Source organism: Methylorubrum sp. SL192, assembly GCF_026672325.1.
GTDB classification, from domain to species: domain Bacteria; phylum Pseudomonadota; class Alphaproteobacteria; order Rhizobiales; family Beijerinckiaceae; genus Methylobacterium; species Methylobacterium extorquens.
Genome location: NZ_JAPPQV010000003.1, coordinates 1,696,204 through 1,720,080, shown reverse-complemented (window position 1 = coordinate 1,720,080; position 23,877 = coordinate 1,696,204). Strand labels below are relative to the sequence as shown.

Sequence of the window (23,877 nt, the reverse complement as noted above, 5' to 3'; positions counted from 1 at the left end):
GGCGGAACGTCAGTCCCGCAGGGCCGCATCCACCTCGGCGCCGCGGCCGAGGTCGCGCATCACCCCATCGAGATGCGGGCGCTTGCGCAGTTGCAGCGCGTGCAGGCGGCGCACCGCCTCGCTGAGGCTGCCCTGCCGCCCCAGCATCACGTCGGCAAACGCGATCATGCGCGCATTCGGCCACGCCTTCTCCCGCTGGGCGTGGAGGCGGGCGATGAGGTCTTGCGCCGGCGTGTCGGGCTCGGCCTCGGCGAACAGGGTCGCGAGCGCCGCGGTCGAGCGCGAGATGCCGACATGGCAGTGGACGAGGATGTGGATCTCGCCGCCATCGGCGATGGCGTCGCGGCCGAAGGCCAGGATCTTCTCGACGTCCTCGCGCTCCGGCAGGACGACGCCCGGTGCCGGCTCGATGGCGTCGTGGAAGCGCAGGATGGTGCGCCGGTGGGTGCCGTAGGCGCCGAACGCCTCCGGGTCCGCCCGATCGGGATCGAGGATCGACAGGACGTGGCTGACGCCGCGGGTCTGATGCTCGACGAGTTCGTCGAGGCCGCAGACAGTGTGGAGGTGGAGCTTTTCGGTGTTCACGCCGAGCCTGCTATCACGCCGCGCCGCGCGAGGCGACGGGGCCTGCCACGGTTTCCGGATGGCAGGCTTCACGTGTATGGCAACGGTCTGCCCACGGAAGGGCGGCCGAGCGATCGGGACGAGCCGGGAGATCCATGGAAAAGTCCGTGCCAAAGTCCGTGCAACGCCGCGCCCTGTTGACCGCCGGCCTCGGTGCCGGATTGAGCGCCGCCGGATCCCTGGGGAGCCCGGCCCAGGCTCAGCAACCGACACCGGAGCTGCGCTGGCGCCTGACCTCGGGCTATGCGCGCAACCTCGACATCCTGTTCGGTGCCTCCGAGAGCCTCGCCAAGGCGGTGGCCGAGGCGACCGACGGGCGCTTCCAGATTCAGGTCTCGGCTGCGGGCGAGTCGATCCCCGCCGACGGACTGCTCGACGCGGTCGGAGGCGGCAAGACCGAGATGGGCCATGCGCCGGCCAGCTTCGGCATGGCGAAGAACGCTGCCTTTGCCCTCGCCACCGCGATGCCGTTCGGGCTCAACGCCCGCGGCCAGAACGCGTGGTGGCTCCAGGGCGGCGCGGCGGAGCTGTTCGCCGAGATCTTCGCCAAGAACGGCTTGGTGGCGTTGCCCGGCGGCAATACCGGGGCGCAGATGGGCGGCTGGTTCCGCAAGGAGATCAAGACGGTCGGCGACCTCCAGGGGCTCAAGCTGCGCATTAGCGGGCTCGGCGCCACGGTGCTGGCCAAGCTCGGGGCGGCGGTGCAGACGACGCCGGGGCCGGAGATCTACGCCGCGCTGGAGAGCAAGGCGCTCGATGCGGCCGAATGGATCGGCCCGCACGACGACGAGAAGCTCGGCCTCCAGAAGGTCGCGCCGATCTACCATTACCCCGGCTTTTGGGAGGGCGGCGCCCTCCTGCACTTCTGGATCAATGCCGACGCCTGGAAGGGCCTGCCCAAGACCTACCGCGCCATCCTGCAGGCGGCGGCCGCGCAGGTGAATGCCGATGTCCAGGCCCGCTACGACGCGCGCAACCCGCAGGCCCTACGCCGGCTCGTCTCGGGCGGCGCGCAGCTCCGCCCCTTCCCGCAGGAGGTGATGGAGGCGGCCTTGAAGGCGTCGAACGAGGTCTATGCCGACCTCTCGGCCAAGAACCCGGACTTCAAGCGGATCTACGACGCGATGAAGACCTTCCGGAACGAGGAATACCTCTGGTTCCAAGTGGCCGAGTACACCTACGACAACTTCATGATCCGCGCCCGCGCCCGCGGATGATCGGACCTGAACTCAAAGCGCATTCCGACGAAGTGGTCACCGGTTCGTCGAAAAAATGCGCGTCAAAACAAGGACCGAGAGGCGCCGGCCTGACGCAATCAGGTCGGATACGGCTCTAGAACAAAAAAAAGCCGCCCCTAAGGGCGGCCCGAAGTCTAGGGAGGAAACGCCCAAAGAGGGCAGCGGGAGGCAGACGCCGTCTGCGTTCCCGCAATGCACAAAATGATCTTCGCTCAGGATTTTGCAAGTCGCTTCGTCGGCAATGATCGCGTTTGCGCGTGTGGAGGCACACGTCGGCCGAGGTCTGTCACTCAAATGCCGCAGACGATTTCGAGGCCCGGCCGCAATGAATCGCCGCGGCCTATGCAGTAAACGGGGCGGCGCACATTGTTTTCGCGCACGCCAGATCCTTGAACCGTTTAGCGATTTCTGATCCGCGCCGGGCGACGCCCGGAGGTGGAGGGTGCGTCGGGCCCGAGCCCGATGCAACGTTCTTGGCCCTGATGCATTCCCTGCCCCGAACGGGACGTCCGACCCGCGGAATCAAGGCGGGGCCCGAATCGGCGCGACCGGCCGCCTCGGCGGAGACGGACCGAATAGAAGCAGCCGAGACGGGGCGTTTTCGAGCGATGGCGATCCAACCGGCCCGCATCCGGATGCTGAACGACGTGAAGCCGCGCGAGGGCGCCGGTTACGTCCTGTACCTGATGCAGCAGGCCATGCGCGTCCCGTTCAATCCGGCGCTGGAGCTGGCGATCGAGGAAGCCAACCGCCTCAAGCTTCCGCTCCTCGTCTGCTTCGGCGTGCTCGACGGCGCCAACGGCTTCCCCGAGGCCAATGCCCGGCACTACGCCTTCCTGCTGCAAGGGCTCGCCGACGCGGCCGCCACCCTGGAAAAGCGCGGCATCGCCTTTCTCCTGCGCCGGGCAACGCCGGCAGAGGTCGCCATCGATCTCTCGGCAGACGCCGCGCTGCTGGTGCTCGACCGCGGCTACCTCGCGATCCAGAAACGCTGGTACGGCGAGATCGAACGGGAGGCGCAATGCCGGATCGTTCAAGTCGAGGGCGATGTGGTAGTGCCGCTCGAGACTGTCTCGACCAAGCACGAATACGCCGCGCGCACCCTGCGCCCGAAGCTCCGGAAGCTCTGGGATGACTATCTCGAACCCGTTGAGCCGCGCACGGTCGATCACCCGGCCGAAGGGCTGATCCAGCGGCTGAAGCTGAAGGATGGGCTCGACGTCTCCGACCCGGAAAAGCTTCTCGCGACGCTGACGCTCGACACGACGGTCGGCCCGGTGAAGCGCTTCCGCGGCGGCTACACCGAGGCTGCCGGGCATCTGAAGCGCTTCCTCGAGCACGCCTTCGCTGGCTACGGGGCCGGGCGCAACAAGCCGGAGGCCGGGGCGGCCTCGCATATGAGCCCCTACCTGCATTTCGGGCACATCTCGCCGGTCGAGATCGCGCTGGCGATCCGCGCCGCGAAGGACGCTGACGATGACGACCGCTCGGCCTATCTCGAGGAGCTGATCGTCCGGCGCGAATTGGCGATGAACCACGTCTTCCACACGCAGGGCTATGACGACTACGCCCGCGCCGTGCCCGACTGGGCCCGCAAGACGCTCGCCGAACACGCCGACGACCCGCGCCCGAAACTCTATTCCGAGGAGGAGTTGGCGGAGGGGCAGACCCACGACCATTACTGGAACGTCGCCATGCGCGAGATGCGCGAGACCGGCTACATGCACAACCAGCTCCGCATGTACTGGGGCAAGAAGATCCTCGAATGGTCGCCCTCGCCGGAGGAGGCGTTCGCCCGGACGCTGCGACTCAACAACCGCTACTTCCTCGACGGGCGCGACGCGAACTCCTTCACCAACGTCGCCTGGATCTTCGGTCTGCACGACCGCCCGTGGCAGACCCGCCAGATTTTCGGGAGCGTGCGCTATCAGAGCGAGAACTCGCTCCGGAAGTTCGACGCGAAGGGCTACGAGCGGGCGGTGACGCGGCTGTGCGAGGCGGAGAAGGGCTGAGCGCTGCCGCCGACAGTGATAGGCGACCCTTCATCCCCTCCCGTATGGAACACCTCACACAATTTAAAAATATTTCACCGAATCACTTATTTTTAGGACGATATCTTATGTCTTTCAATAAAATATTTGAGTTGAGTCCGTCAATTCGCTACGTTTCACTATATGCAGATGGAAATCTATCCACCGCGCAGAGACAAGATCTTGCTAATGCGTCCTCTTCGGATTCAGACAAATACGAGGAGCTTCTCGTCAATCCCACGCTCTTGAAGCTGGCGAAGCAGCGGGGCGACATCGATTGTGGCGGCGCGCGTTACGTGATCGTCGGATACGGCCACTTCCATCAGCTCGTCATCGATAGGCCGAACGGCCACGTCTCGGTCTGTTTCGAGCTCGACGAGAATCCGATTCCGTTCGTTGAAAGAATACTTTCGCTCCTTTGACCCTCGCGGACTTCGTCTACCGCTTCAAACACCCCATCAGCCCATCGACCTGACCCATCCGGCTCTGGATGCGTCCGGCGATCGCCCTCACCCCGCGGGTCGGCTTGCCGGCGCTGCGCAGGATCGGGTTCGGCAGGACGGCGGCGAGGAGCGCGGCCTCGTTGCGGCTCAGGTCGCGCGCGCTCTTGCGGAACCAGTGGCGGGCGGCGGCCTCGGCCCCGAAGATGCCCTCCCCCCACTCGGCGACGTTGAGATAGATCTCCATCGTCCGGCGCTTGCCCCAGATTGCATCGGCCATCACCGCGAGCGGGATTTCGAGCCCTTTGCGGATGTAGGAGCGGCCGGGCCAGAGGAAGACGTTCTTGACCGTCTGCATGGTGATGGTCGAGGCGCCCCGGCTCGGGCCCTCCTCGTCGTCCACCACGTCGCGCAGGGCGCCCCAATCGACGCCGTTATGCAGGCAGAAGCGCTGGTCCTCGGAGGCCATCACTGCCTGGACCAGGGCCGGGGCGATTGCCTCCAGCTTCACGCTGTCCCGCTGCGCGCCCTGGAGCGTCAACCAACGGCCCAGCATCAGGGTTGAGGGCGGGGTCGCCACGCTATAGACGAGCGCGAGCGTGAGCGTGAAGGCAAGAATGGCAATGGGAGCGAGCGTGATCAGGGTGGCGGCGCGCCGCAGCCCGGTTCGACGCCTCGGGGCGGGGTTCCGCGGCGCGGGGGTCCTCGCGAGGGGCTTCGGCGAAGGAATCCTCCGCAGGTCGCGCCCGTGCCGTTCGGCTTCACTCTCCTCCGGCACCGCCACGTCGCGTCCGCCCCTCCCCGATCCAGGCCCCTTCCGATGACCTCAACGCAGGCTTCCCACCCCTCGGTCAAGGCGGACGCCTATACGGGTGACTTTACCCACAGGCTCGCTCAGGTCGCCGACACCGTCGAGACCTTCCTCGTCGATCTGCTCGGGCCGACGCTCCAGGCAGGCGAGATCGCCCGCCCGCCCCGGCTGATGGAAGCGATGCGCCACGCCGTGCTCGGCGGCGGCAAGCGGCTGCGACCCTTCCTTGCCATCGAGACCGCGCGGATGCTCGGCGGGGCTGAGGATGCGGCGCTCGCGGCGGGTGCCGGCGTCGAACTCGTCCACTGCTACAGCCTCGTCCACGACGACCTGCCGGCCATGGACGACGACGACCTGCGCCGCGGCAAGCCCACCGTCCACAAGGCCTACGACGAGGCCACCGCGATCCTCGTCGGCGACGCGCTCCAGACGCTGGCCTTCGAAGTCACCGCCGATCCGCGCTGGCAGCCCGATCCGGCGATCCGGGCCGAACTGGTGCTCGGGCTCGCCCGCGCCTCCGGCCTCGGCGGCATGGTCGGTGGCCAGCTCCTCGACCTCTCGGCCGAGGGACGCTTCGGCCCGGCCACCATGGATATCGACGACACCCTGCGGATGCAGGCGATGAAGACCGGGGCGATTCTCGCCTTCTCCGTCGAAGCCGGCGCTCTCGTCGGCGGCGCGAACGCGGACGAGCGGGCGGCGCTGCTGCGCTACGGCAAGGCGCTCGGCCAAGCCTTCCAGGTCGCCGACGACATTCTGGACCGCGAGGCCTCGCCGGAAGCGATGGGCAAGGCCACCGGCAAGGACAAGGATGCCGGCAAGGCGACGCTGGTCGATCGCCTCGGCCTCGACGGCGCGCGGGCCGAGTGCGACCGGCTGGTGGCTTTGTGCGAGGAAGCCGTCGCTCCCTGGGGCGACCGGGCGCAGGTGCTCAAGGACGCGGCCCGCTTCACCGTGGCCCGCAAGGCCTGATCTCGCATCATCAGCCCTCATCCTGAGGTGGCCGCGTCTGCGGCCCTCGAAGGATCCTCCAGATCCCGCGCGATCCCTGGACGATCCTTCGAGGCCGCCGCTCCGCGGCGGCACCTCAGGATGAGGCGATTGGATGGGATGACGCGCGGTGACGCCGCCTATGGCCAAGCGGGTCAATTAGTCCGACCGAGCCGGCGCGTCGGCCGCACGCCGTGGAAGCGGTGCTGCTGGTCCGGCGGTACCCGGGCGCAATCCTCTCGACGGCCGAACACGCGGTAGCGGGTGCGCGCGACGAGGCTGTAGAGGCGGTCGCGCATCGGCTTCGGAACGATTGCGAACACACCGCACCACCGCCACGGCGCCCTGAGATGCCGCACCACGGCGAGCGCGGCATCCGAGCGCGTCAGCGCCCGCCCACCCTGAACCAGCAGGAAGGTGCCGTTGAGATCCGCTTCGGTGAAGCCGTGGCGGGCGGCCAGGTCGAGCCCCTCGCGCGACCACGCGCCCATGAAGTGCAGGCTGTGGTCGCGCTCATGCGCCAGCACGAAGCGCAGCATCCCGGCACAGAGCACGCAATCCGTGTCGAAGACGAGGGTCGGCGGCATCGGCCGGGGCGTTGAGGCCGTCACGCGGCGCTGACGACCACTTCGACGAGGTTCGGCGCGCCGGAACGAATACCCGCCTCGACCGCGCCGGCGATGTCCGCCGCCCGCTCGACCCGGCGGGAGGGCACGCCCATCGAGGCGGCGAGCGCCAGGAAGTCGATGCGCGGCTCGGTGAGGTCCATGGCGATGAAGCGGTTCGCGCGGACCGAGGCGTAGTGCGTCTGCGATTTCATGAACTGCTTCAGGATGTTGTACTCGGCGTTGTTGATGACGACGAAGGTCACCGGCAGCCCCTCGTGCGCGGCGGTCCAGAGCGCCTGGGGCGAGTACATCGCCGCCCCGTCGCCGACGATGCAGACCACCGGCGCCCGGTCGAGCCCGAGCGAGAAGCCGACCGAGGCCGGCATGCCCCAGCCGAGCACGCCGCCGCGGATCGACGAGTATTGCCGCGTCCAGGTGCTGTGCAGGATCGTGCGCAGATGCCCGAGCGTTGCGGGCGCCTCGTCGATGATGGCGATGTCCGACCCCACGGCCCGGCCGATCTCGCGGGCGGCGACGAGGGGGTGGATCACCGGATCGGCGAAGGCGGCATCCGCCTTGGCCTCGAGCGCGGCCCGGCGCGCATCGTAGGCGGCGACGGCTTCGCGCCTTAGGCGAGCATAGGTCTCGGCGCGGGGCGCGAGGCGCGCTTCCAGGAGCGGCAGCAGCACGTCGAGGGAGGCGCGCACGTTGCCCACCGTCGAGAGCTGCGTCGCGTAGGTGCGGCCGAGGTCACGCGCATCCGCCGAGAGCTGGAACACCTGCGTGCCGGGGGGCACGGCCGAGCCCTCGGTGTAGAGCACGGTGATGAGCGACTTGCCGCCGAGCGCGAACACCGCGTCGTAGCGGCCCAGGATCTCGGCGATGCCGCTCGCCTTGGTCGGCAGGTTGCCCATCCAGAGCGGATGGGCGGTCGGGAACGGGATATGCGCCGGCCAGGACGAGCCGTAGACCGGCGCGGCCAGGAGGTCGGCGAGCCGCACCGCCTGGGTCGAGGCGTCGCTGGCATCGACCTCGTCGCCGGCGATCAGCGCGAGCCGGCCCGGTGCGATGCCCGCGAGATGATCCGCGAGCCGGTCGAGGGAGCCGGCGACCGCACGGTGGTCGATGGTCGAGATTTCGCCGAGCGGCGCGGCGGTCATCTCCTCCATCACGTCCATCGGCAGCGACAGGAAGACCGGCCCGGACGGTGCCGCCGCTGAATCGTGGAAGGCGCGGCGCAGCAGCACCGGAAGCTGGTCGGCATGGGTCACCTCGCGCGCCCACTTCACCGTGGGCGCCGCGATGGTGGTCAGGTCGCCGAACAGCAGCGGGTCGGTGATGACGTGCCGCGAATCCTGCTGGCCGGCGGTCACGACGAGCGGCGTGCCCGAGATCTGGGCGTTGAGCAGGTTGCCCATGCCGTGGCCGAGGCCGCCCGCCGTGTGCAGGTTGAGGAAGCCCGGCCGACGCGCACCCTGCGCGTAGCCGTCGGCCATGGCGACGGCGCTCGCCTCCTGAAGGGCGAGCACGTAGGCGATGTCGGGCGCGTCCGTCAGCGCATCGATCAGCGGCAGCTCGGTCGTGCCCGGATTGCCGAAGATGTAGCGGACGCCCTCCGAGCGCAGCACCTCCAGCAGAACGTCGGCGCCGCGCCGCTCGGACAGGGAGTCGAGTGTCGTGACCGTCATGGCCTGCTCCTTCCGCACCTTCGAGCGCCGATCGCACCGCGCACCCGCGCCGGAACGATGTCCCGCCCGGCGACGGGCGTTCAAGGTCTCTCGAACATCGACGGCGTCGCGGGCGACATCCACCCCTCTGTCGAACGTCGGGCCGGAATCGTCACGCGATCACGGTGCGGCGGCGCGTGGGCGAACCGTCCAGGTCGCCCAGTAGACGGGCCGGCCGTAGAGCGAGGAGGCGTCGCTGCCGTCGATCCGCGGGGCCCGGCGGTCGAGCCAGGTCAGGAAGCCGCCCTTGTCGGGGTAGATCGTCGGCGCGTCGAGGTTGCCGTAGCGGTCGGTCATCCAGCCGAAGCCGTCCCGGGTGAACCGCCCCAGCGCGTCGCCGCCGGAGCGCAGGCCGAGATAGGCGGTGGAGTGGCCGGCCGCGACGGGCTCGGCATAGAGCGTCAGGGCGGTGAGGCTGCCGGGCGAAAGGTCGGCGGTGTAGTGCAGGCAGATATCGGCGACGGGCCCACCCGAGACGGTGACCGGTCGCGAGCAGGAATAGGCCACGGCCCAACGGTCCATCCCGCGTGCCTTGGCGACGCGCATTTCGGTCTCGGCCGGCAGGCCCTCGATCAGCGTGACGGGCGCCGACCACGTGCGCTCCGCCAGCGGGTCGCGGCTCGTGCGCAGGTAGAGCGCCATGCGCCGCCGGTTCCGCGGCGCATCGCAATCGGCGGGCAGCACGTCGGTGTAGAAGTAGTGGTAGACGCGATCGACCACGCTGATCGACCCGGTCAGGCCGCGCGCCTCGAAATCCGGTGCGGCGCAGTTGCCGACGATCGGCTTGCCGGTGTCGTCGAGCACCGGGGCGGGCTTCATCGCCGCCGGCCGTGTGCGCCCGCGCCGACGCCCCTGCCCCTCGGCGGCGGGCGCTCCGAACGGCCGCCACTCGGTGCCGGGATCGGCCTCGACCCGCAGATCGAGGCTCTGGAAATCGTAGGTGCGCGCCTGGACCAGCACCCGGCGACGCCCCTCCCCGGAGGGCTCCGTCGCGGTGGCAAGGATGGCGTAGTACGGGTCACCCGCCCAATCGCGCCCCGCGACCATCATCGCGTTGCCGGACGGATCGTCCTCCGGCGCGGAGGCCTGGGCGCGGAAGGTCATCCTGTCCGCCTGCTTGTCCCCCTGCCTCGCCTCGCGCGCCGCCCGGCGGGCCTCCCGCCGCGCCTGACGGGTCGCCCGGCTGCGGCGGCGCGGCTGTTCGGCCCGCGCCGCACCGTCGCCCTTGAGGCCTTCGCTCCAGAAGCGCGGATCGGTCGGCGGCAGCATCGTCGCCAGCGTCTCGATCTGCCGACCGATGCGCACGGCGCCGCCCGCCGCGGGATCGGTGGCCCGCAGGTCGGTCCGGCAGGCCTCCTCGCCGCGGCCACCGCTCGGCCGGCTCCCTTGGCGCGGTGGCTCGGCCCGGTAGATCACCTGAAGCGGGCCCGGCGGCCCGGTATCCTTGAGCCGCAGGATCTGAACGTCGTGGACGAAATGGCAGGGCGGCGGGACGGCGTAGACGCCCTCGGCCTCGTCGGCCGAACGGCAGATCTCCAGGGCCCCGCCCCCGGTGAGATAGCAGGCACTGGCACCGCCACGCGGCGCGCCGGCCTGGGACGGCCCTGCCCACGCCGCGAGCACGACGAGCGGGACTGCGATGATCCCCATTCCGCGTCGAGCGGGCCCGGACTCGGGCGAGAGGAAGCCGCGTCCGGCGGCGATGGGGTCGGGAAGGCTCGGTTTGTGCACGGCGAAACCTTAGCCCTTCCGGCCCCGGCTCGGAAAGCACTCCCGGCAAGCCTTCCCATCACGATCAGGTCGTTTTCGGCACGCGAGAACCGAACATGGTGAAAGGATTGGCTCACCAAGACGGATTACCGTAGGCCTCCGTTCGATAATGAGGGTATTCCATCGATGAGCAGCGGTCTCTCGGCACCGGCCGGTCTGTCGGAGGTCTCCCGCCTCGCGACGTTGCTGGCCGATCAAGCGCTCGATGCGCAGATCATGAGCCGTCCCATTCCCGACGATCAGGTCCAGGCCCTGCTGGACGCCGCCGTGCTCCTCGACGAGTACGGCCAGGAAATCCCGCCCCTGCTCGAGCAGATCGTGCACGAGATCGGCTCCTCGGCGCCGGAGCGCGCCGTGCGCCCCGCCAAGCGTCCGGAGGAGGACGAGGTCGGGCGCATGGCCTGGATGCTGCGCCCGTTCCGCTCGGGTAAGCGCGCGGGTTAAGCCTGGGTTCGGTCGCCGACGGAGCGAGCGACGGACTTGCAGGGGCCGAGCCGCGCCGATAGAGCGCGGGCGACGTGGCGCGTGCCATCAGCCCGGATTCCAGCCCCATGACCACCTACAAGCTTCTGCTCCTGCCCGGCGACGGCATCGGCCCCGAGGTGATGGCCGAGGTCGAGAAGGTGGTGGGCTGGCTCAAGCGCGCGGGCCTCGCCGATTTCGAGACCGAGCGCGACCTCGTCGGCGGCGCGGCCATCGACGTGCACGGCAAGCCGCTCGCTGACGAGACGCTCGCCCGCGCCGACGCGGCCGACGCGATCCTGCTCGGCGCGGTCGGCGGGCCGAAGTGGAACGGCGTGACCTACGACATCCGCCCCGAGGCGGGTCTGCTGCGCCTGCGCAAGGATCTCGGCCTGTTCGCCAACCTGCGCCCGGCGATCTGCTACCCGGCGCTGGCCGACGCCTCCGCGCTCAAGCGCGAGCTGGTCGAGGGCCTCGACATCATGATCGTGCGCGAGCTCACCGGCGGCGTCTATTTCGGCGAGCCGAAGGAGATCACCACGCTGGAGGACGGCTCGAAGCGGGCGGTCGATACGCAGGTCTACACCACCGCCGAGATCGAGCGGATCGCGCATGTGGCCTTCGACCTCGCCCGCAAGCGCTCCGGCCGGGTCGCCTCGGCCGAGAAGAACAACGTGATGAAGACCGGCGTCCTGTGGAAGGAGGTCGTCACGCGGGTCCATGCCGAGCATTACAGCGAGGTTGAGCTGGAGCACGTGCTCGCCGACAACTGCGCCATGCAGCTCGTGCGGCGCCCCAAGCAGTTCGACGTGCTGGTGACCGACAACCTGTTCGGCGACGTGCTTTCGGACGTCGCGGCGATGCTCACCGGCTCGCTCGGCATGCTGCCCTCCGCCTCGCTGGGCGCCACCGACGCGCGCGGCACCCGCAAGGCGCTCTACGAGCCGGTCCACGGCTCGGCGCCCGATATCGCCGGCAAGGGTTTTGCGAACCCGATCGCGATGATCGGCTCGCTCGCCATGTGCCTGCGCTACTCCTTCGGCCTCGGCGAGGCCGCCGACCTCGTGGAGAGCGCGATCACCCAGGCGCTGGCCGCCGGCGCCCGCACCCGCGATATCGTCGGCGAGGGCCAGACCCCGATCAGCACCGGCGAGATGGGCGACGCGATCCTGCGCGAGCTAGAAACGCAGGCGGGCTGAGGGCTCCGAATCCCGCGTCTCCTCTCGCCCCCCCTGCAGTGACCGTCCCCCCTCCCCGCAAGCGGGGAGAGGGGTTGCACTGCCGAGTTAGCGTTCATCCGGAAGCCGCGGTCACGTCTCCCCCAACGGCAGCCACGAGCGCCCGTCGCGGGCGAGCAGATCGTCTGCCTCCTTCGGGCCGGGACTGCCGGCCGGATAGAAGCAGACCGGCGCGTCCTTCCACGCCTTGAGCAGCGGATCGACGGCGGCCCAGCTCGCCTCGATGGTGTCGGCGCGCTGGAACAGGGTCGGGTCGCCCATCATGCAATCGTAGATCAGGCTTTCGTAGCCGACGGTGGGCGCCGGGTCGAAGAAATCGCCGTAGCAGAAGCCCGTCTCGATCGCGGCGAGATGCATCTGCGGCCCCGGCCGCTTCACGTTGAAGCGCGTGGCGGAGCCGGGCGCCGGGTCGATGCGCAGGCGCATGACGTTCGGCGCGAGATCGCCGCCATCCGCCCCGCGGAACAGCGTGAGCGGCGTCGGCTTGAAATGCACCGCGATCTCGGTGCGCCGTTCGGCCAAGCACTTGCCGGTGCGCAGAAAGAACGGCACGCCGGACCAGCGCTCGTTCTCAATCTCAAGCTTGAGGGCGACATAGGTTTCGGTGCGTGAATCCTTGGCCACGTCCGGCTCGTCACGGTAGGCCGGGACATCCTTCCCGTCCTCGTGTCCTGCCGCGTACTGGCCGCGCACGGCATTCTCGGGCGTGACCGGGCGGATCGCCCCGACCAGCTTCGTCTTCTCGTCGCGCACGATCTCGGCGTCGAAGGCAGAGGGCGGCTCCATCGCCACCATGGTGAGAAGCTGGAACAGGTGGTTCGGCACCATGTCCCGCAGCGCGCCCGTCGGCTCGTAGAAGCGGCCGCGCTCCTCGACGCCGATCGTCTCGGCGGCGGTGATCTCGACGTGATCGACGTATTCGCGCCGCCAGATCGGCTCGAGCATCGCGTTGGCGAAGCGGATCGCCAGGATGCTCTGGACCGTCTCCTTCCCGAGAAAATGGTCGATCCGGTAAAACTGGCTCTCGTCGCCCTGCGCCAGGATGGTTTCGTTGAGCGCCTTGGCGGAAGCGAGGTCGGAGCCGAACGGCTTCTCGATGACGACGCGGCGGAACGCGTCCTCCGTCTGCTTTAGCAGGCCGGCCTTGCCGAGGCCTTCGACCACGGGGCCGAAGAAGCGTGCGGAGACCGCGAGGTAGAACACGACGTTGCCGGTGAGGCGTCCGGCGAGCTCCTTGAAGGTCGCTTCCTCGGAGAAATCACCCTGCATCACGTGCAGGCGCCCGCGGATGAAATCCCAGGGGCGCGGGTCGATCCGCTCGGCGTGAAACTCGGCGGACGGATCCTTGGTGAAGGATTCCATGGTCTCGGTGAGGTCGTCGCGCCAGCCCTCGTCGGTCAGCGGGTTGTGATCGACGCCGAGAACGGAAAAGCCGTCATCGAGCAGCCCGCCGCCCGCGAGGTTGTAGAGGGCCGGCATCAGGAGGCGCTTGGTGAGGTCGCCGCCGGCACCGAAGATCACGAGGGTGCAGGCCGGGGTCTTCGGCGTGTCGGGCGTGTCGTGAACGCAGGCGTCGGGCATGGACCATCCGGGGCTCTCGGCCGGCGAGGGGCTGACCGCTGGAATCCCGGTTCAACAGAGGCCGGCGGTTCCTGTTCCGGCCGAGCTGCCCTGCACGGGCCTACTCGTCGGTACGGACGGCCGAGCCGCCATCGATCGGCAGACGCACGCCCTTCAGCTCCTCGCCGGTCGGCAGCGAGCGAGCGTCCCAGCCGCCGCCCAGCGACCGGATCAGCGCCACGGCGGTGGTGAAGCGGTTGAGGCGAATCTGGAGCGCGGTGACCTCGTTGTTGATGAGCAGCGCCTGCGCGGTCACGACGGTGGTGTAGTTCTGCGTGCCGGCCCGGTACTCGTTGAGGGTGATCTCGACCGCGCGCCGCGCCGAGGCCACCGCCTCGTCCTGCTTGGCCTGCTGCCGGGCGAGGATGCGCACGCCGGCCAGCCCGTTCTCGACCTCGCCGAAGGCGGTCAGCACCGTCTGCCGGTAATTGGCCACCGCCGCCTCGTAGGCGGCCCGGGCCGTTTGCAGCACCGCGGCGCGGGCGCCGCCGTCGAAGAACACCTGAGAGCCGTTCGCAGCGATCGACCAGACGCGGTTGGCGGCCGAGAACACGCCGTTGCTGGTCGCGCCCGAGAAGCCGCCCGAGGCCGAGAGCGTCACCGTCGGATAGAAGGCGGAGACGGCCACGCCGATCTGCTCGCTCTGTGCCTGCACCAGCCGCTCAGCCCCGGCGATGTCGGGGCGGCGTTCCAGGAGATCGGACGGGATGCCGACCGGCACCGAGGGCGGACGCGCCGGCAGGGGCGCGAACGGCAGCTTGACCTCCGAGGGCGGGCGGCCGGTGAGAATCGCCACCGCGTGCTCGAACGTCGCCCGCTGGAGATCGACGGCGATCAGCGAGGCCTGCGTCGTCTGGAGCTGCGTCTGTGCGGTGATGACGTCGGAGCGGGCGGCGACGCCCGCATTGTACTGGTTCTCGGCGATGCTGAGGCTGCGCTTGAAGCCCTCGACATTCTCCTCCAGCACGCGCTTCAGCGAATCCTGATAGCGCAGTTGGAGGTAATTGGTCGCCAGTTCCGCCTGAAGGCTGAGACGCACCAGGGCGAGGTCGGAGGCCGAGGCCTGGGCGGAGGCGACATCGCTCTCGATCTGGCGGCGGATGCCGCCGAACAGGTCGAGTTCCCAGTTCGCCTGCCCCTGGAGCGAGACGGTGGTGCGCTCGGCGCCCAGCGCCCGCGACCGGGTGATGCCCGGAGCGCCGATCACCGTGGGGAACAGGGCGGCGCGCGCCTGCGCGACGAGGGCGCGGGCCTGATCGTAGACCGCGACCTGGGCGCGGAGATTCTGGTTGTCGACGTCGATGGAGCGAATCAGCCGGTCGAGCGTCGGGTCGTTGAAGGCCCGCCACCAATCGCCGCGCTCGGCCGCATCGTTCGGCGACGCCGGGCGCCAGCCCTTCTGCGCCTGGACGTAGGCGAGGCTGTCCTCGCGCATCCCGCCCTGCTTGAAGCCAAGCGGCGTCTCGACGGAGGGACGCGAATAGTCGGGGCCGACGAGGCAGCCGGAGGTCAGTGCCGCGACCGCGCAGACGGTGGCGAAGCGGAACAGGAGCCTCGACCTCAACCCTCTCCCCTCTGCGGGAGAGGGTGGCCCGCGAAGCGGGTCGGGTGAGGGGCAGCGCGACGTCCGGAAACGTGGCTCCCCTCTCCCGCCCTGCATCCGCAGGGCACCCTCCCCCGCGGAGGGGGGAGGGTTATGGCGCACGTCACCTGTCACGAAACAACCATCCTCACTCGGCCGGCACCGCCGCCGCTCCGCCCCGGCGACGCTTCGCCCAGAGCCGGAGACGGTCGAGATACAGGTAGACGACCGGTGTCGTGTAGAGGGTCAGGATCTGGCTGACGATGAGTCCACCGACGATCGCGATGCCGAGGGGCCGGCGCAGCTCGGCCCCCTCGCCGCCCGCGACGATGAGCGGGGCTGCGCCGAGGATGGCGGCGAGCGTCGTCATCATGATCGGACGGAAGCGCAGGAGACAGGCCTCGTAGATCGCTTCCCCCGGCGTCAGGCCACGGCTGCGCTCCGCATCGATGGCGAAGTCGATCATCAGGATGGCGTTCTTCTTCACGATGCCGATCAGCAGGAACACCGCGATCAGGGCGACGATGGTGAATTCGGTTCCGGTGGTGAGCAGCGCGACGATGGCGCCGATCCCAGCCGAGGGCAGGGTCGAGAGAATCGTGATCGGGTGGATGTAGCTCTCGTAGAGGATGCCGAGCACGGCATAGACGGCGAGCAGGGCGGCGAGGATCAGCAGCGGCTGGCGCGACGACGATTCCTGATAGCTCTTGGCCGCGCCCGCGAACTCGCCGTGGATGGTCTGCGGCAATTGCAGATCGAGCATGGTCTGGTCGATGACCGCGGTCGCCTCGCCCAGACTCTTGCCGGGCACGAGGTTGAACGAGATGGTGGTGGCCACGAACAGGCCCTGATGCGCCACCTGGACCGGGGCGTTGCCGGTCTCGAAATGGGCGAAGGCCGAGAGCGGCACCATCGTTTCCTTGGCGCTCGACACCGGCGCGCTCGACGAGGCGCTGCCCCGGCTCGCGGCGATGGCGTTGCCCGCGGCGTTGCGGGCCGAGTCGGCGGCGATGGTCGCCGCCGTGTCGGTGGTGGACGTGCCGGAGGTGGAGGCTTGCGAGGCGGTGGTGGTCCCGCCGCCCGCCACCGTGCCGGCGACCGCGTTGGTGGTGGCCGAGCCCCGTGCGCGGCCGCCCGTGGTCGAGACGTAGATCGTCTTCAGGACTTCCGGGTTCTGGAGGTATCGCGGCGCGATCTCCATCACCACGTGGTACTGGTTGAGCGGGTTGTAGATCGTCGAGACCTGCCGCTGCCCGAAGGCGTCGTAGAGGGTGTTGTCGATCTGGTCCGGGGTGATGCCGTAGCGGAAGGCGGTCGCCCGATCGATGACGAGGCGGCTCTCCAGCCCGCCCTCCTGCTGATCGGAGGTCACGTCGGCGAAGATGTCGGTGCGCTTCTGCAGCGCTTGCAGCAGCTTCGGCGAGGCGGCGTAGAGCTCCTCCGACGTGTCGCCCTGGAGCGTGTACTGGTACTGGGCGAAGCTCTGGCGCCCGCCCATCCTGAGATCCTGGCGCGGGAACAGGAACAGGCGCGCGCCCGCGACCTGGGCGAGCTTCGGCCGTAGCCGGGCCATCACCGTCTCGATGGGCTCGCGTTTGCCGCGCGGCTTGAGCCCAACGAAGACGTTGGCGGAGTTGGTGCCGCGCCCGCCGGTGAAGCCGACGATGCTCTCCACCGCCGGGTCGGCCTGCACGATGGCGCTCGCGCGCTCCAGCTTGTCCTTCATCGACTGGAACGAGATGCGCTGGTCGGCCTGGATGCCGCCCATGAGCTGGCCGGTATCCTGATCGGGGAAGAAGCCCTTCGGCACGATGATGTAGCCGTAGACCGTGAGCCCAATCGCGATGAACACGCTGAGCGCCGTCAGCCGCCGGTGATAGAGCGCGAAACGGAGCGTCCGTTCGTAACTCCGCAGCAGCGCGTCGAAGCCGCCCTCCAGCCCCCGCAGCAGGATGTTGGGGCGCTTGCCCGCATGCATCTGCGCCTCGGGCTTGAGGAGCAGCGCGCACATCATCGGCGTCGTCGTCAGCGAGAGCACGAGCGAGACGAGGATCGCCATCGACAGCGTGACCGCGAATTCCTGGAACAGCCGGCCGACGATGCCGCCCATCAGCAGGATCGGCAGGAACACGGCGATGAGCGACAGGCTCATCGAGACGACGGTGAAGCCGACCTCGCGGGCGCCGAGCAGCGCCGCCTCGACCCGTGGCTTGCCCGCCTCGATGTGCCGCTGGATGTTCTCCAGCACGACGATGGCGTCGTCCACGACGAAGCCGGTCGCGATGATGAGCGCCATCAGCGACAGGATGTCGAGGGAGTAGTCGAGCATCCACATCGCCGCGAAGGTGCCGATGATCGAGATCGGCACCGCCACCGCCGGGATCAGCGTCGCCCGCCATGAGCGCAGGAAGATGAAGGTGACGAAGATCACGAGGATGACCGCGATGATCAGCGTCTCCTCGGTGCTGGCCAGCGAGGCGCGGATCGTGGCGGAGCGGTCGCCGGAGATGTTGAGGTCGATGTCGCCGGGCAGCGCCGCCTTCGCCTGCGGGATCGCCGCCCGCACCCGCTCCACGGTCTCGACGACGTTGGAGCCCGGCTCCTTGTAGATGAACAGGATCACGCCCGGCTTGCCGTCGACCAGGCCGAGGTTGCGCTTGTCCTCGACCGAATCGACCACTTCGCCGACATCGGCGAGCCGCACGGCGGCGCCGTTGCGGTAGGCCACGACGATGTCGCGATAGTCGGAGGCCTGCCGACCCTGGTCGTTGGCATAGAGCTGGTAGCGGCGGTCGCCCGCCACGATGTCGCCCTTGGGCGAGTTGGCGTTGGCCGAGGCCAGACCCGCGCGGATGCCCTCCAGGCCGATGCCGTAGTGGAACAGCGCCGTTGGATCGAGTTCGACCCGAACCGCCGGCAGCGAGGAGCCGCCGATATCGACGTTGCCCACGCCCTCGATCTGGCTCATCCGCTGCTGCACGATGGTCGCGGCGGAATCGTAGAGCTGCCCCGGCGTCAGCGTATCGGAGGTGAGGCCGAGGATCAGGATCGGCGAATCGGCCGGGTTGAACTTGCGGTAGGTCGGGTTGGTGCGCAGCGAGGTCGGCAGATCGGCGCGCGCGGCGTTGATCGCCGCCTGGACGTCACGGGCAGCGCCGTCGATGTCGCGGTTGAGGCCGAACAGCAGGACGATCCGCACCGTGCCGGTCGAACTCGTCGAGGTCATCTCGTTGACGTCGGCGATGGCCCCGAGCCGCCGCTCCAGCGGCGCGGCGACCGTGGTCGCCATGGTCTCCGGCGAGGCGCCGGCCATCTGCGCCTGAACCAGGATGACGGGGAAATCGACCTGCGGCAGCGGCGCCACCGGCAGGCGGACATAGGCGAACATGCCGGCGAGCAGCAGGCCGATCGTCAGCAGCGTCGTGGCGACCGGACGGCGGATGAAGGGTTCGGAGAGGTTCAAGGCACCGCCCCGCCCGGCGCCAGCCCATCCCGCTCCCGCCGCCGCATGATCCGGCGCTCCAGCCGGTCGAAGGCGAGATAGATCACCGGCGTCGTGAACAGCGTCAGCACCTGACTGACGATAAGGCCGCCGGCGATGACGATGCCCAGCGGCTGGCGCAGTTCCGAGCCGACGCCCGAGCCGACGATCATCGGCACCGCCGCGAACAGGGCGGCGAGCGTCGTCATCAGGATCGGGCGGAAGCGCAGCAGGCAGGCCTCGTAGATCGCGTCGCGCGGGGCCTTGCCCTCCTCGCGCTCGGCCTGGAGCGCGAAGTCGATCATCATGATCGCGTTCTTCTTCACGATGCCTATCAGGAGCACGATGCCGATGATCGCGATGATGTCCAGCGAGAGCCCGAACCACATCAGCCCGAGCAGCGCGCCGATGCCGGCGGACGGCAGGGTCGAGAGGATGGTGATGGGGTGGATGAAGCTCTCGTAGAGCACGCCGAGCACGATGTAGACGGTGATGATCGCCGCGCAGACGAGGAACAGCTCGTTGGAGAGCGCCGACTCGAAGGCGAAGACCGAGCCCTGCGGCACCACGTTGAAGCTCGCCGGCAGGTTGATGTCTTTTCGCGCGGTCTCGAGCGCCTCCACCGCCTGCCCGAGGGCGACGCCGGGGGCGAGGTTGAACGAGACGGTGGTGGCCGGGAACTGGCCGAGATGGCCGATCAGCAGCGGCGCGCGACGCTCCTCGATCTTCGCCACGGCCGAGAGCGGCACCTGTCCCGACGGTGCGGTCGAGGACGGGAGATAGAGGTTGTCGAGGGAGGCGAGCGAGGTGTGCAGCTTCGGGTTCGCCTCCAGGATCACCCGGTACTGGCTCGATTGGGTGAAGATGGTCGAGACGATGCGCTGGCCGAACGCGTCGTAGAGCACGTTGTCGATCGTGGCCGGCGTGATGCCGTAGCGCCCGGCTGTGGGCCGGTCGATGGTGACGTAGGCGGCCAGGCCGTTGCCCTGGTAGTCGCTGGTCACGTCGGCCAGCAGCGGTGAGCGGCGCAGCGCCTCGACGTAGCGCGGCACCCAGGTCTCGAAGTCGCCGAGGTTCGGGTTCTCGAGGATGACCTGATACTGCGTCGCCGAGACCGCGGTATCGATCGTCAGATCCTGCACCGGCTGCATGTAGAGCCGCACGCCGGGCACCGTGCTGGTCGCGGCGTTGAGGCGGCGGATGATCGCGCTGGCATCGGCGCCGCGCGCCTCGCGCGGCTTCAAGTTGATGAGGAAGCGGCCGGAATTGAGCGTGACGTTCTGGCCGTCCACCCCGATGAACGAGGACAGGCTCGCGACGTCCGGATCCTGCAGGACGATGTCGGCCAAGGCCTGCTGCCGCTCGGCCATGGCCTCGTAGGAGACGCTCTGGTCGGCCTGTGAGATGCCCTGGATCACGCCCGTGTCCTGCACGGGGAAGAAGCCCTTGGGGATCACCACGAACAGGTAGGCCGTGAGCGCCACGGTGCCGAGGGTGACGAGCAGCGTCAGGCCCTGGTTGGCCAGCACGACGCGAAGCGCGCGCCCGTAGAGAGCGATGACGCCGTCGTTGAGGCGCCGGCCCGCGCGAGCAATGGGGCCTTCGCGGCGCGCGGCCGGCGTGTCGGCGCCATGGGCGACGGGCTTGAGCAGGCGCGCGCACAGCATCGGCACGAGGGTGAGCGAGACCACCGCCGAGATCACGATGGTCGCCGCCAGCGTGATCGCGAATTCGCGGAACAGGCGGCCGACCACGTCGCCCATGAACAGGAGCGGGATCAGCACCGCGATGAGCGAGACGGTGAGCGAGATGATGGTGAAGCCGATCTCGCGGCTTCCCTTCAGCGCCGCCTCGAACGGGCTGTCACCCTCCTCGACGTGGCGGGCGATGTTCTCGATGACGACGATGGCGTCGTCCACGACGAAGCCGGTGGCGATGGTGAGCGCCATCAAGGAGAGGTTGTCGAGGGAGAAGCCCCAGGCATCCATCGCCGCGAGCGCGCCGATCAGCGAGAGCGGAACCGACAGGCTCGGGATCAGCGTCGCGGAAAAGCTGCGCAGGAACAGGAAGATTACCATCACCACGAGGCCGATGGCGAGCATCAGCTCGAACTGCACGTCGTGCACCGAGGCGCGGATCGTCGTCGTGCGGTCGGTGAGGATCGCCACCGAGACCGAGGCCGGCATCGTCGCCTGGAGCTGCGGCAGCAGCCGCTTGATGCGGTCGACCGTGTCGATGACGTTGGCGCCGGGCTGGCGCTGGATGTTGAGGATCACCGCGGGCGTGCGGTCGGCCCAGGCGCCGAGCCGGGTGTTCTCGGCCCCGTCCACGACCTCCGCCACGTCGGTGAGATGGACCGGCGCGCCGTTGCGATAGGCGATGATCGCGCTGGCATAGACCGCCGGGTCGCGTACCTGATCGTTGGCGTTGATGGCGTAGGACTGGGTCGGCCCGTCGATATTGCCCTTGGGCGTGTTGACGTTGAGGTTGGCGATCGTGGTGCGCAGGTCGTCGATGTTGAGGCCGTAGGCGGCCATCGCCAGGGAATTGAACCGCACCCGCACCGCCGGCCGCTGCCCTCCGCCCATGCTGACGAGGCCCACACCGGCGATCTGGCTGATCTTCTGGGCGAGCCGCGTCTCGGCGAGGTCGCGCACCTGGGTGAGCGGGATCGTCGCGGAGGTGAGCGCCAACGTCAGCACCGGTGCGTCGGCCGGGTTGACCTTTGCGTAGATCGGCGGTGCCGGAAGGTCGGTCGGCAGCAGGTTGCCCGCCGCGTTGATCGCCGCCTGGACCGACTGCTCGGCGATGTCGAGCGGGATGTCGAGGTTGAACTGAAGCGTGATGACCGACGCCCCCGCCGAACTCTGCGAGGACATCTGGTTGAGGTTGGCCATCTGGCCGAACTGGCGCTCCAGCGGCGCGGTGACGGCCGAGGTCATCACCTCCGGGCTGGCGCCGGGATAGAAGGTCTGCACCTGGATCGTCGGGTAATCGACGGCAGGCAGCGCCGAGACCGGCAGGTTCAGATACGACACCGCGCCGACGATCAGGATCGCCAGCATCGACAGCGTCGTCGCGACGGGCCGCAGGATGAAGAGGCGGGACGGGTTCATGGCCGCATCCGCTTACGGGGCCGGGCGCCGGCGTCCCCGGCGCTCCTGACCGCCGTGGGTCGAGCCGGTATCGGCCGGCGTGCCGGCTGCGGGCGTCGTCGGAAGCGTCGCGCCAGGCGCGCCCGCTGCCGGGCCGCCGGCCTGGGGTCCGGGGGCGTTGGCGACGACGCGCACCGGCGCGCCCTCGCGTAGCCGGTCGGTGCCATCGGTGACGACGCGGTCGCCCGCCGCAAGCCCCGACAGAACCACCGTGTTCACCCCATCGGTCTCGCCGGTCTTGATCGGGCGCACGGTGACCTTCTCGTCGCCGTCCATTAGGTAGACGTAGGTGCCCGGCGTACCGCGCAGGATCGCGGCGTTCGGCACCAGGGCCGCGTTCTGGATCGTCTCGACGGTGAGGCGCGCGTTGACGAACTGGTTCGGGAACAGACTCTCGTCCTCGTTCTCGAACATTGCCCGCAGCTTCACCGTGCCGGTCGTGGTGTCGATCTGGTTGTCCACCGTGTCGAGGCGGCCGACCGCGATCTCGTGTTGGTCGCTGCGGTCGTAGGCGCGCACCGTCAGCTTCGCGCCCGCGCGCACCCGGCGCATCACCCGCGCCACGTCGTCTTCCGGCAGAACGAACACCACCGAGATCGGACGCAACTGCGTGACGACGACGATGTTGGTCGAGCCGGCGGTGATGTAGTTGCCGAGATCGACCTGCCTCAGGCCGACCCGGCCCTCCACCGGCGAGACGATCCGGGCATAGGTGAGATTGAGCTTCTGCTGATCGACGAGCGCTTGGTCGGCGGCGACCGTGCCCTCGTTCTGCTTGACCAGGGCGGCCTGGGTGTCGACGTTCTGCTTCGAGATCGAATCCTGGCGGTTCAGGGTCTGGTAGCGCTGGAGATCGAGCTTCGAGTTCTGCAGCAGCGCCTGATCGCGGGCGAGCTGGCCCTGATACTGTGCGAGCAACGCCTCGTAGGGCCGCGGATCGACCTGGGCGAGGAAGTCGCCCTCCTTCACCATCTGGCCCTCGCGAAAGCCGATCTTGGTGAGGTAGCCGCTGATCTGCGAGCGGATCGAGACGGTGGCGAGCGGCGTCACAGTGCCGAGGCCCTGGAGCACGACCGGCATGTCGCCGGTCACGATCGGCGCGACGCCGACCGCCTGCTTCATGTCGGCCGGCCGTCCGCCGTGACCGGGACGGCCGCTGCCCGGCGCCTGTGCCGTCTCCCCGGCCGGCTTCTGCCGGGCATCGTAGGTGCGGTGGGCGACGGCGCCGGCCCCGCCGAGGATCAGCAGCGCGAGCATCCAGCGGCCGAACTTACGGCGCCGGCGGACCGGCGCGGTCGTCACCGGGTCCGCGGTCCGGTACTCCCGGGCGGTCTCCCTGCGTATCGGCGAACTCTCGTTCATCCCTCACACACTCATCGACGGCATCACGGCCAAAAAACGCGGGCCGGTTCGCGATCACGATCCGGCCGGCGGAAGATTCGCCCGGCTCGAACCCGTTTCGAACAAAGCTGGCTGGATTCGGTACGGCCGGCGAGCCTTGCCGGTCATTGCGGTGTTCCTACGGCGGCGACGTTTCCAGCGTGTTGCTGCCGGTCGGCGCGCCCTGCGACTGATAGAGGCGCACCACGTCGCGAAACGACGCATCGACCGGCGCCACCGGAAGCGTGAGACGCAGAATCAAGCCCAGGACACCGGACATCACGGCGAGCAGCAGGCAGGTTCCCAGACGCATGATCCGCCGAAGGTGAAGGGGCCGCCGCAGGAGCGTGCGCCGCCCGATCGGACATGAAAAAGGCCGCCGTGTCGAGCGGCGGCCTTTTTCATGAAGCACGACCGGACCGGCCTGCCACTCCCAAGAAACGAGGGGGCGAAGTCCCTTGAGTGCGGCGGCCGGTCCGACCGTGGGGTGAACATGCGCTTACGACTGATGATCGTCAACATTCGTCACCCCGGGGACACCGCGCAAAAACGGGATTTTGCGGTTCATCCGCAGGCTCGTGTGCGTGAGCGCACGTTGCGCAGGCGATGCCGCACCGTTCTCGTCAAGGTTCGACAAGACGCCTCTTGTCTTGGCAGGCGGCGATACCAACCGCGGCCCCGTTCTCTTCTCCATTCAATCTTGCGTAGAGGCACTTGGAGT

17 protein-coding genes are annotated in these 23,877 nt (G+C 68.9%); 6 read left to right on the top strand and 11 right to left on the bottom strand.

Annotation, left to right across the window (positions count from 1 at the left end):
• Window positions 1–9: 9 nt before the first annotated feature.
• Window positions 10–585, bottom strand: coding sequence for a tyrosine phosphatase family protein (locus OVA30_RS08815; protein WP_268175230.1), 576 nt, complete (start codon window positions 583–585; stop codon window positions 10–12).
• A 134-nt stretch (window positions 586–719) separates the two neighbouring features.
• Here OVA30_RS08815 and OVA30_RS08810 point away from each other — a divergent pair, with 134 nt between their 5' ends.
• The 3 genes from OVA30_RS08810 to OVA30_RS08800 all read left to right on the top strand — a co-directional run bounded on the left by OVA30_RS08810 (window position 720) and on the right by OVA30_RS08800 (window position 4,314).
• The gene (locus OVA30_RS08810; protein WP_268175229.1) at window positions 720–1,841 is read left to right on the top strand and encodes a TRAP transporter substrate-binding protein; all 1,122 of its coding nucleotides are present in this window, start codon (window positions 720–722) and stop codon (window positions 1,839–1,841) included.
• A 629-nt stretch (window positions 1,842–2,470) separates the two neighbouring features.
• Complete coding sequence (locus OVA30_RS08805) at window positions 2,471–3,874, top strand: deoxyribodipyrimidine photo-lyase (RefSeq protein WP_268175228.1); 1,404 nt, start codon at window positions 2,471–2,473, stop codon at window positions 3,872–3,874.
• 107 nt (window positions 3,875–3,981) lie between these two features.
• Complete coding sequence (locus OVA30_RS08800; RefSeq protein WP_268175227.1) at window positions 3,982–4,314, top strand: hypothetical protein; 333 nt, start codon at window positions 3,982–3,984, stop codon at window positions 4,312–4,314.
• 16 nt (window positions 4,315–4,330) lie between these two features.
• Here OVA30_RS08800 and mtgA read toward each other — a convergent pair whose 3' ends face one another.
• Window positions 4,331–5,116, bottom strand: a complete 786-nt coding sequence (gene mtgA / locus OVA30_RS08795; RefSeq protein ID WP_268175226.1) for a monofunctional biosynthetic peptidoglycan transglycosylase — start codon at window positions 5,114–5,116, stop codon at window positions 4,331–4,333.
• 36 nt (window positions 5,117–5,152) lie between these two features.
• Here mtgA and OVA30_RS08790 point away from each other — a divergent pair, with 36 nt between their 5' ends.
• Window positions 5,153–6,115: a polyprenyl synthetase family protein gene (locus tag OVA30_RS08790; protein ID WP_003597325.1), complete on the top strand. Its 963-nt coding sequence runs from the start codon at window positions 5,153–5,155 to the stop codon at window positions 6,113–6,115.
• Between the two features lie 173 nt (window positions 6,116–6,288).
• Here OVA30_RS08790 and OVA30_RS08785 read toward each other — a convergent pair whose 3' ends face one another.
• The 3 genes from OVA30_RS08785 to OVA30_RS08775 form a co-directional block, all read right to left on the bottom strand.
• Window positions 6,289–6,720 (bottom strand): thiol-disulfide oxidoreductase DCC family protein, encoded by a 432-nt coding sequence (locus OVA30_RS08785; protein ID WP_268175225.1) that lies wholly within the window; start codon window positions 6,718–6,720, stop codon window positions 6,289–6,291.
• A 20-nt stretch (window positions 6,721–6,740) separates the two neighbouring features.
• Window positions 6,741–8,429: a thiamine pyrophosphate-binding protein gene (locus OVA30_RS08780; protein WP_268175224.1), complete on the bottom strand. Its 1,689-nt coding sequence runs from the start codon at window positions 8,427–8,429 to the stop codon at window positions 6,741–6,743.
• Between the two features lie 159 nt (window positions 8,430–8,588).
• A complete protein-coding gene (locus tag OVA30_RS08775) occupies window positions 8,589–10,118 on the bottom strand; it encodes a hypothetical protein (protein WP_268175223.1) in 1,530 nt (509 codons plus the stop codon).
• Between the two features lie 246 nt (window positions 10,119–10,364).
• Between OVA30_RS08775 and OVA30_RS08770 the strand changes: the two genes are divergently transcribed.
• Window positions 10,365–10,682, top strand: coding sequence for a hypothetical protein (locus tag OVA30_RS08770; RefSeq protein ID WP_003603725.1), 318 nt, complete (start codon window positions 10,365–10,367; stop codon window positions 10,680–10,682).
• 107 nt (window positions 10,683–10,789) lie between these two features.
• Window positions 10,790–11,899, top strand: a complete 1,110-nt coding sequence (gene leuB / locus OVA30_RS08765; RefSeq protein WP_268175222.1) for a 3-isopropylmalate dehydrogenase — start codon at window positions 10,790–10,792, stop codon at window positions 11,897–11,899.
• Between the two features lie 111 nt (window positions 11,900–12,010).
• On the opposite strand, the gene zwf is transcribed toward leuB, so the two are convergent.
• The 6 genes from zwf to OVA30_RS08735 all read right to left on the bottom strand — a co-directional run bounded on the left by zwf (window position 12,011) and on the right by OVA30_RS08735 (window position 23,469).
• Window positions 12,011–13,519: a glucose-6-phosphate dehydrogenase gene (gene zwf / locus OVA30_RS08760; RefSeq protein WP_268175221.1), complete on the bottom strand. Its 1,509-nt coding sequence runs from the start codon at window positions 13,517–13,519 to the stop codon at window positions 12,011–12,013.
• Window positions 13,520–13,619: 100 nt separating this feature from the next.
• Window positions 13,620–15,122, bottom strand: a complete 1,503-nt coding sequence (locus OVA30_RS08755) for an efflux transporter outer membrane subunit (protein WP_268175220.1) — start codon at window positions 15,120–15,122, stop codon at window positions 13,620–13,622.
• Between the two features lie 166 nt (window positions 15,123–15,288).
• Window positions 15,289–18,603 carry an efflux RND transporter permease subunit gene (locus OVA30_RS08750; RefSeq protein ID WP_253388568.1) on the bottom strand — a complete coding sequence of 1,105 codons (3,315 nt, stop codon included), beginning with the start codon at window positions 18,601–18,603 and terminating at the stop codon, window positions 15,289–15,291.
• Entirely contained in the window at window positions 18,600–21,737 is a 3,138-nt protein-coding gene (locus tag OVA30_RS08745) for an MdtB/MuxB family multidrug efflux RND transporter permease subunit (protein WP_268175219.1), read from the bottom strand. The genes OVA30_RS08750 and OVA30_RS08745 overlap by 4 nt, the downstream gene beginning before the upstream one ends.
• A gap of 12 nt (window positions 21,738–21,749) precedes the next feature.
• A complete protein-coding gene (locus tag OVA30_RS08740) occupies window positions 21,750–23,138 on the bottom strand; it encodes an MdtA/MuxA family multidrug efflux RND transporter periplasmic adaptor subunit (protein ID WP_268175218.1) in 1,389 nt (462 codons plus the stop codon).
• 157 nt (window positions 23,139–23,295) lie between these two features.
• On the bottom strand, window positions 23,296–23,469 hold the full coding sequence (locus tag OVA30_RS08735; protein ID WP_268175217.1) for a hypothetical protein: 174 nt from the start codon (window positions 23,467–23,469) through the stop codon (window positions 23,296–23,298).
• Window positions 23,470–23,877: the final 408 nt, after the last annotated feature.

Coding starts and splice junctions, on each gene's coding strand:
- OVA30_RS08800 (WP_268175227.1), top strand. CDS start 3,982: ATGTCTTTCAATAAAATATTTGAGTTGAGTCCGTCAATTCGCTACGTT.
- OVA30_RS08790 (WP_003597325.1), top strand. CDS start 5,153: ATGACCTCAACGCAGGCTTCCCACCCCTCGGTCAAGGCGGACGCCTAT.
- OVA30_RS08735 (WP_268175217.1), bottom strand. CDS start 23,469: ATGCGTCTGGGAACCTGCCTGCTGCTCGCCGTGATGTCCGGTGTCCTG.
- OVA30_RS08780 (WP_268175224.1), bottom strand. CDS start 8,429: ATGACGGTCACGACACTCGACTCCCTGTCCGAGCGGCGCGGCGCCGAC.
- OVA30_RS08805 (WP_268175228.1), top strand. CDS start 2,471: ATGGCGATCCAACCGGCCCGCATCCGGATGCTGAACGACGTGAAGCCG.
- OVA30_RS08785 (WP_268175225.1), bottom strand. CDS start 6,720: ATGCCGCCGACCCTCGTCTTCGACACGGATTGCGTGCTCTGTGCCGGG.
- OVA30_RS08810 (WP_268175229.1), top strand. CDS start 720: ATGGAAAAGTCCGTGCCAAAGTCCGTGCAACGCCGCGCCCTGTTGACC.
- OVA30_RS08745 (WP_268175219.1), bottom strand. CDS start 21,737: ATGAACCCGTCCCGCCTCTTCATCCTGCGGCCCGTCGCGACGACGCTG.
- OVA30_RS08775 (WP_268175223.1), bottom strand. CDS start 10,118: ATGGGGATCATCGCAGTCCCGCTCGTCGTGCTCGCGGCGTGGGCAGGG.
- leuB (WP_268175222.1), top strand. CDS start 10,790: ATGACCACCTACAAGCTTCTGCTCCTGCCCGGCGACGGCATCGGCCCC.
- OVA30_RS08770 (WP_003603725.1), top strand. CDS start 10,365: ATGAGCAGCGGTCTCTCGGCACCGGCCGGTCTGTCGGAGGTCTCCCGC.
- OVA30_RS08740 (WP_268175218.1), bottom strand. CDS start 23,138: ATGAACGAGAGTTCGCCGATACGCAGGGAGACCGCCCGGGAGTACCGG.
- zwf (WP_268175221.1), bottom strand. CDS start 13,519: ATGCCCGACGCCTGCGTTCACGACACGCCCGACACGCCGAAGACCCCG.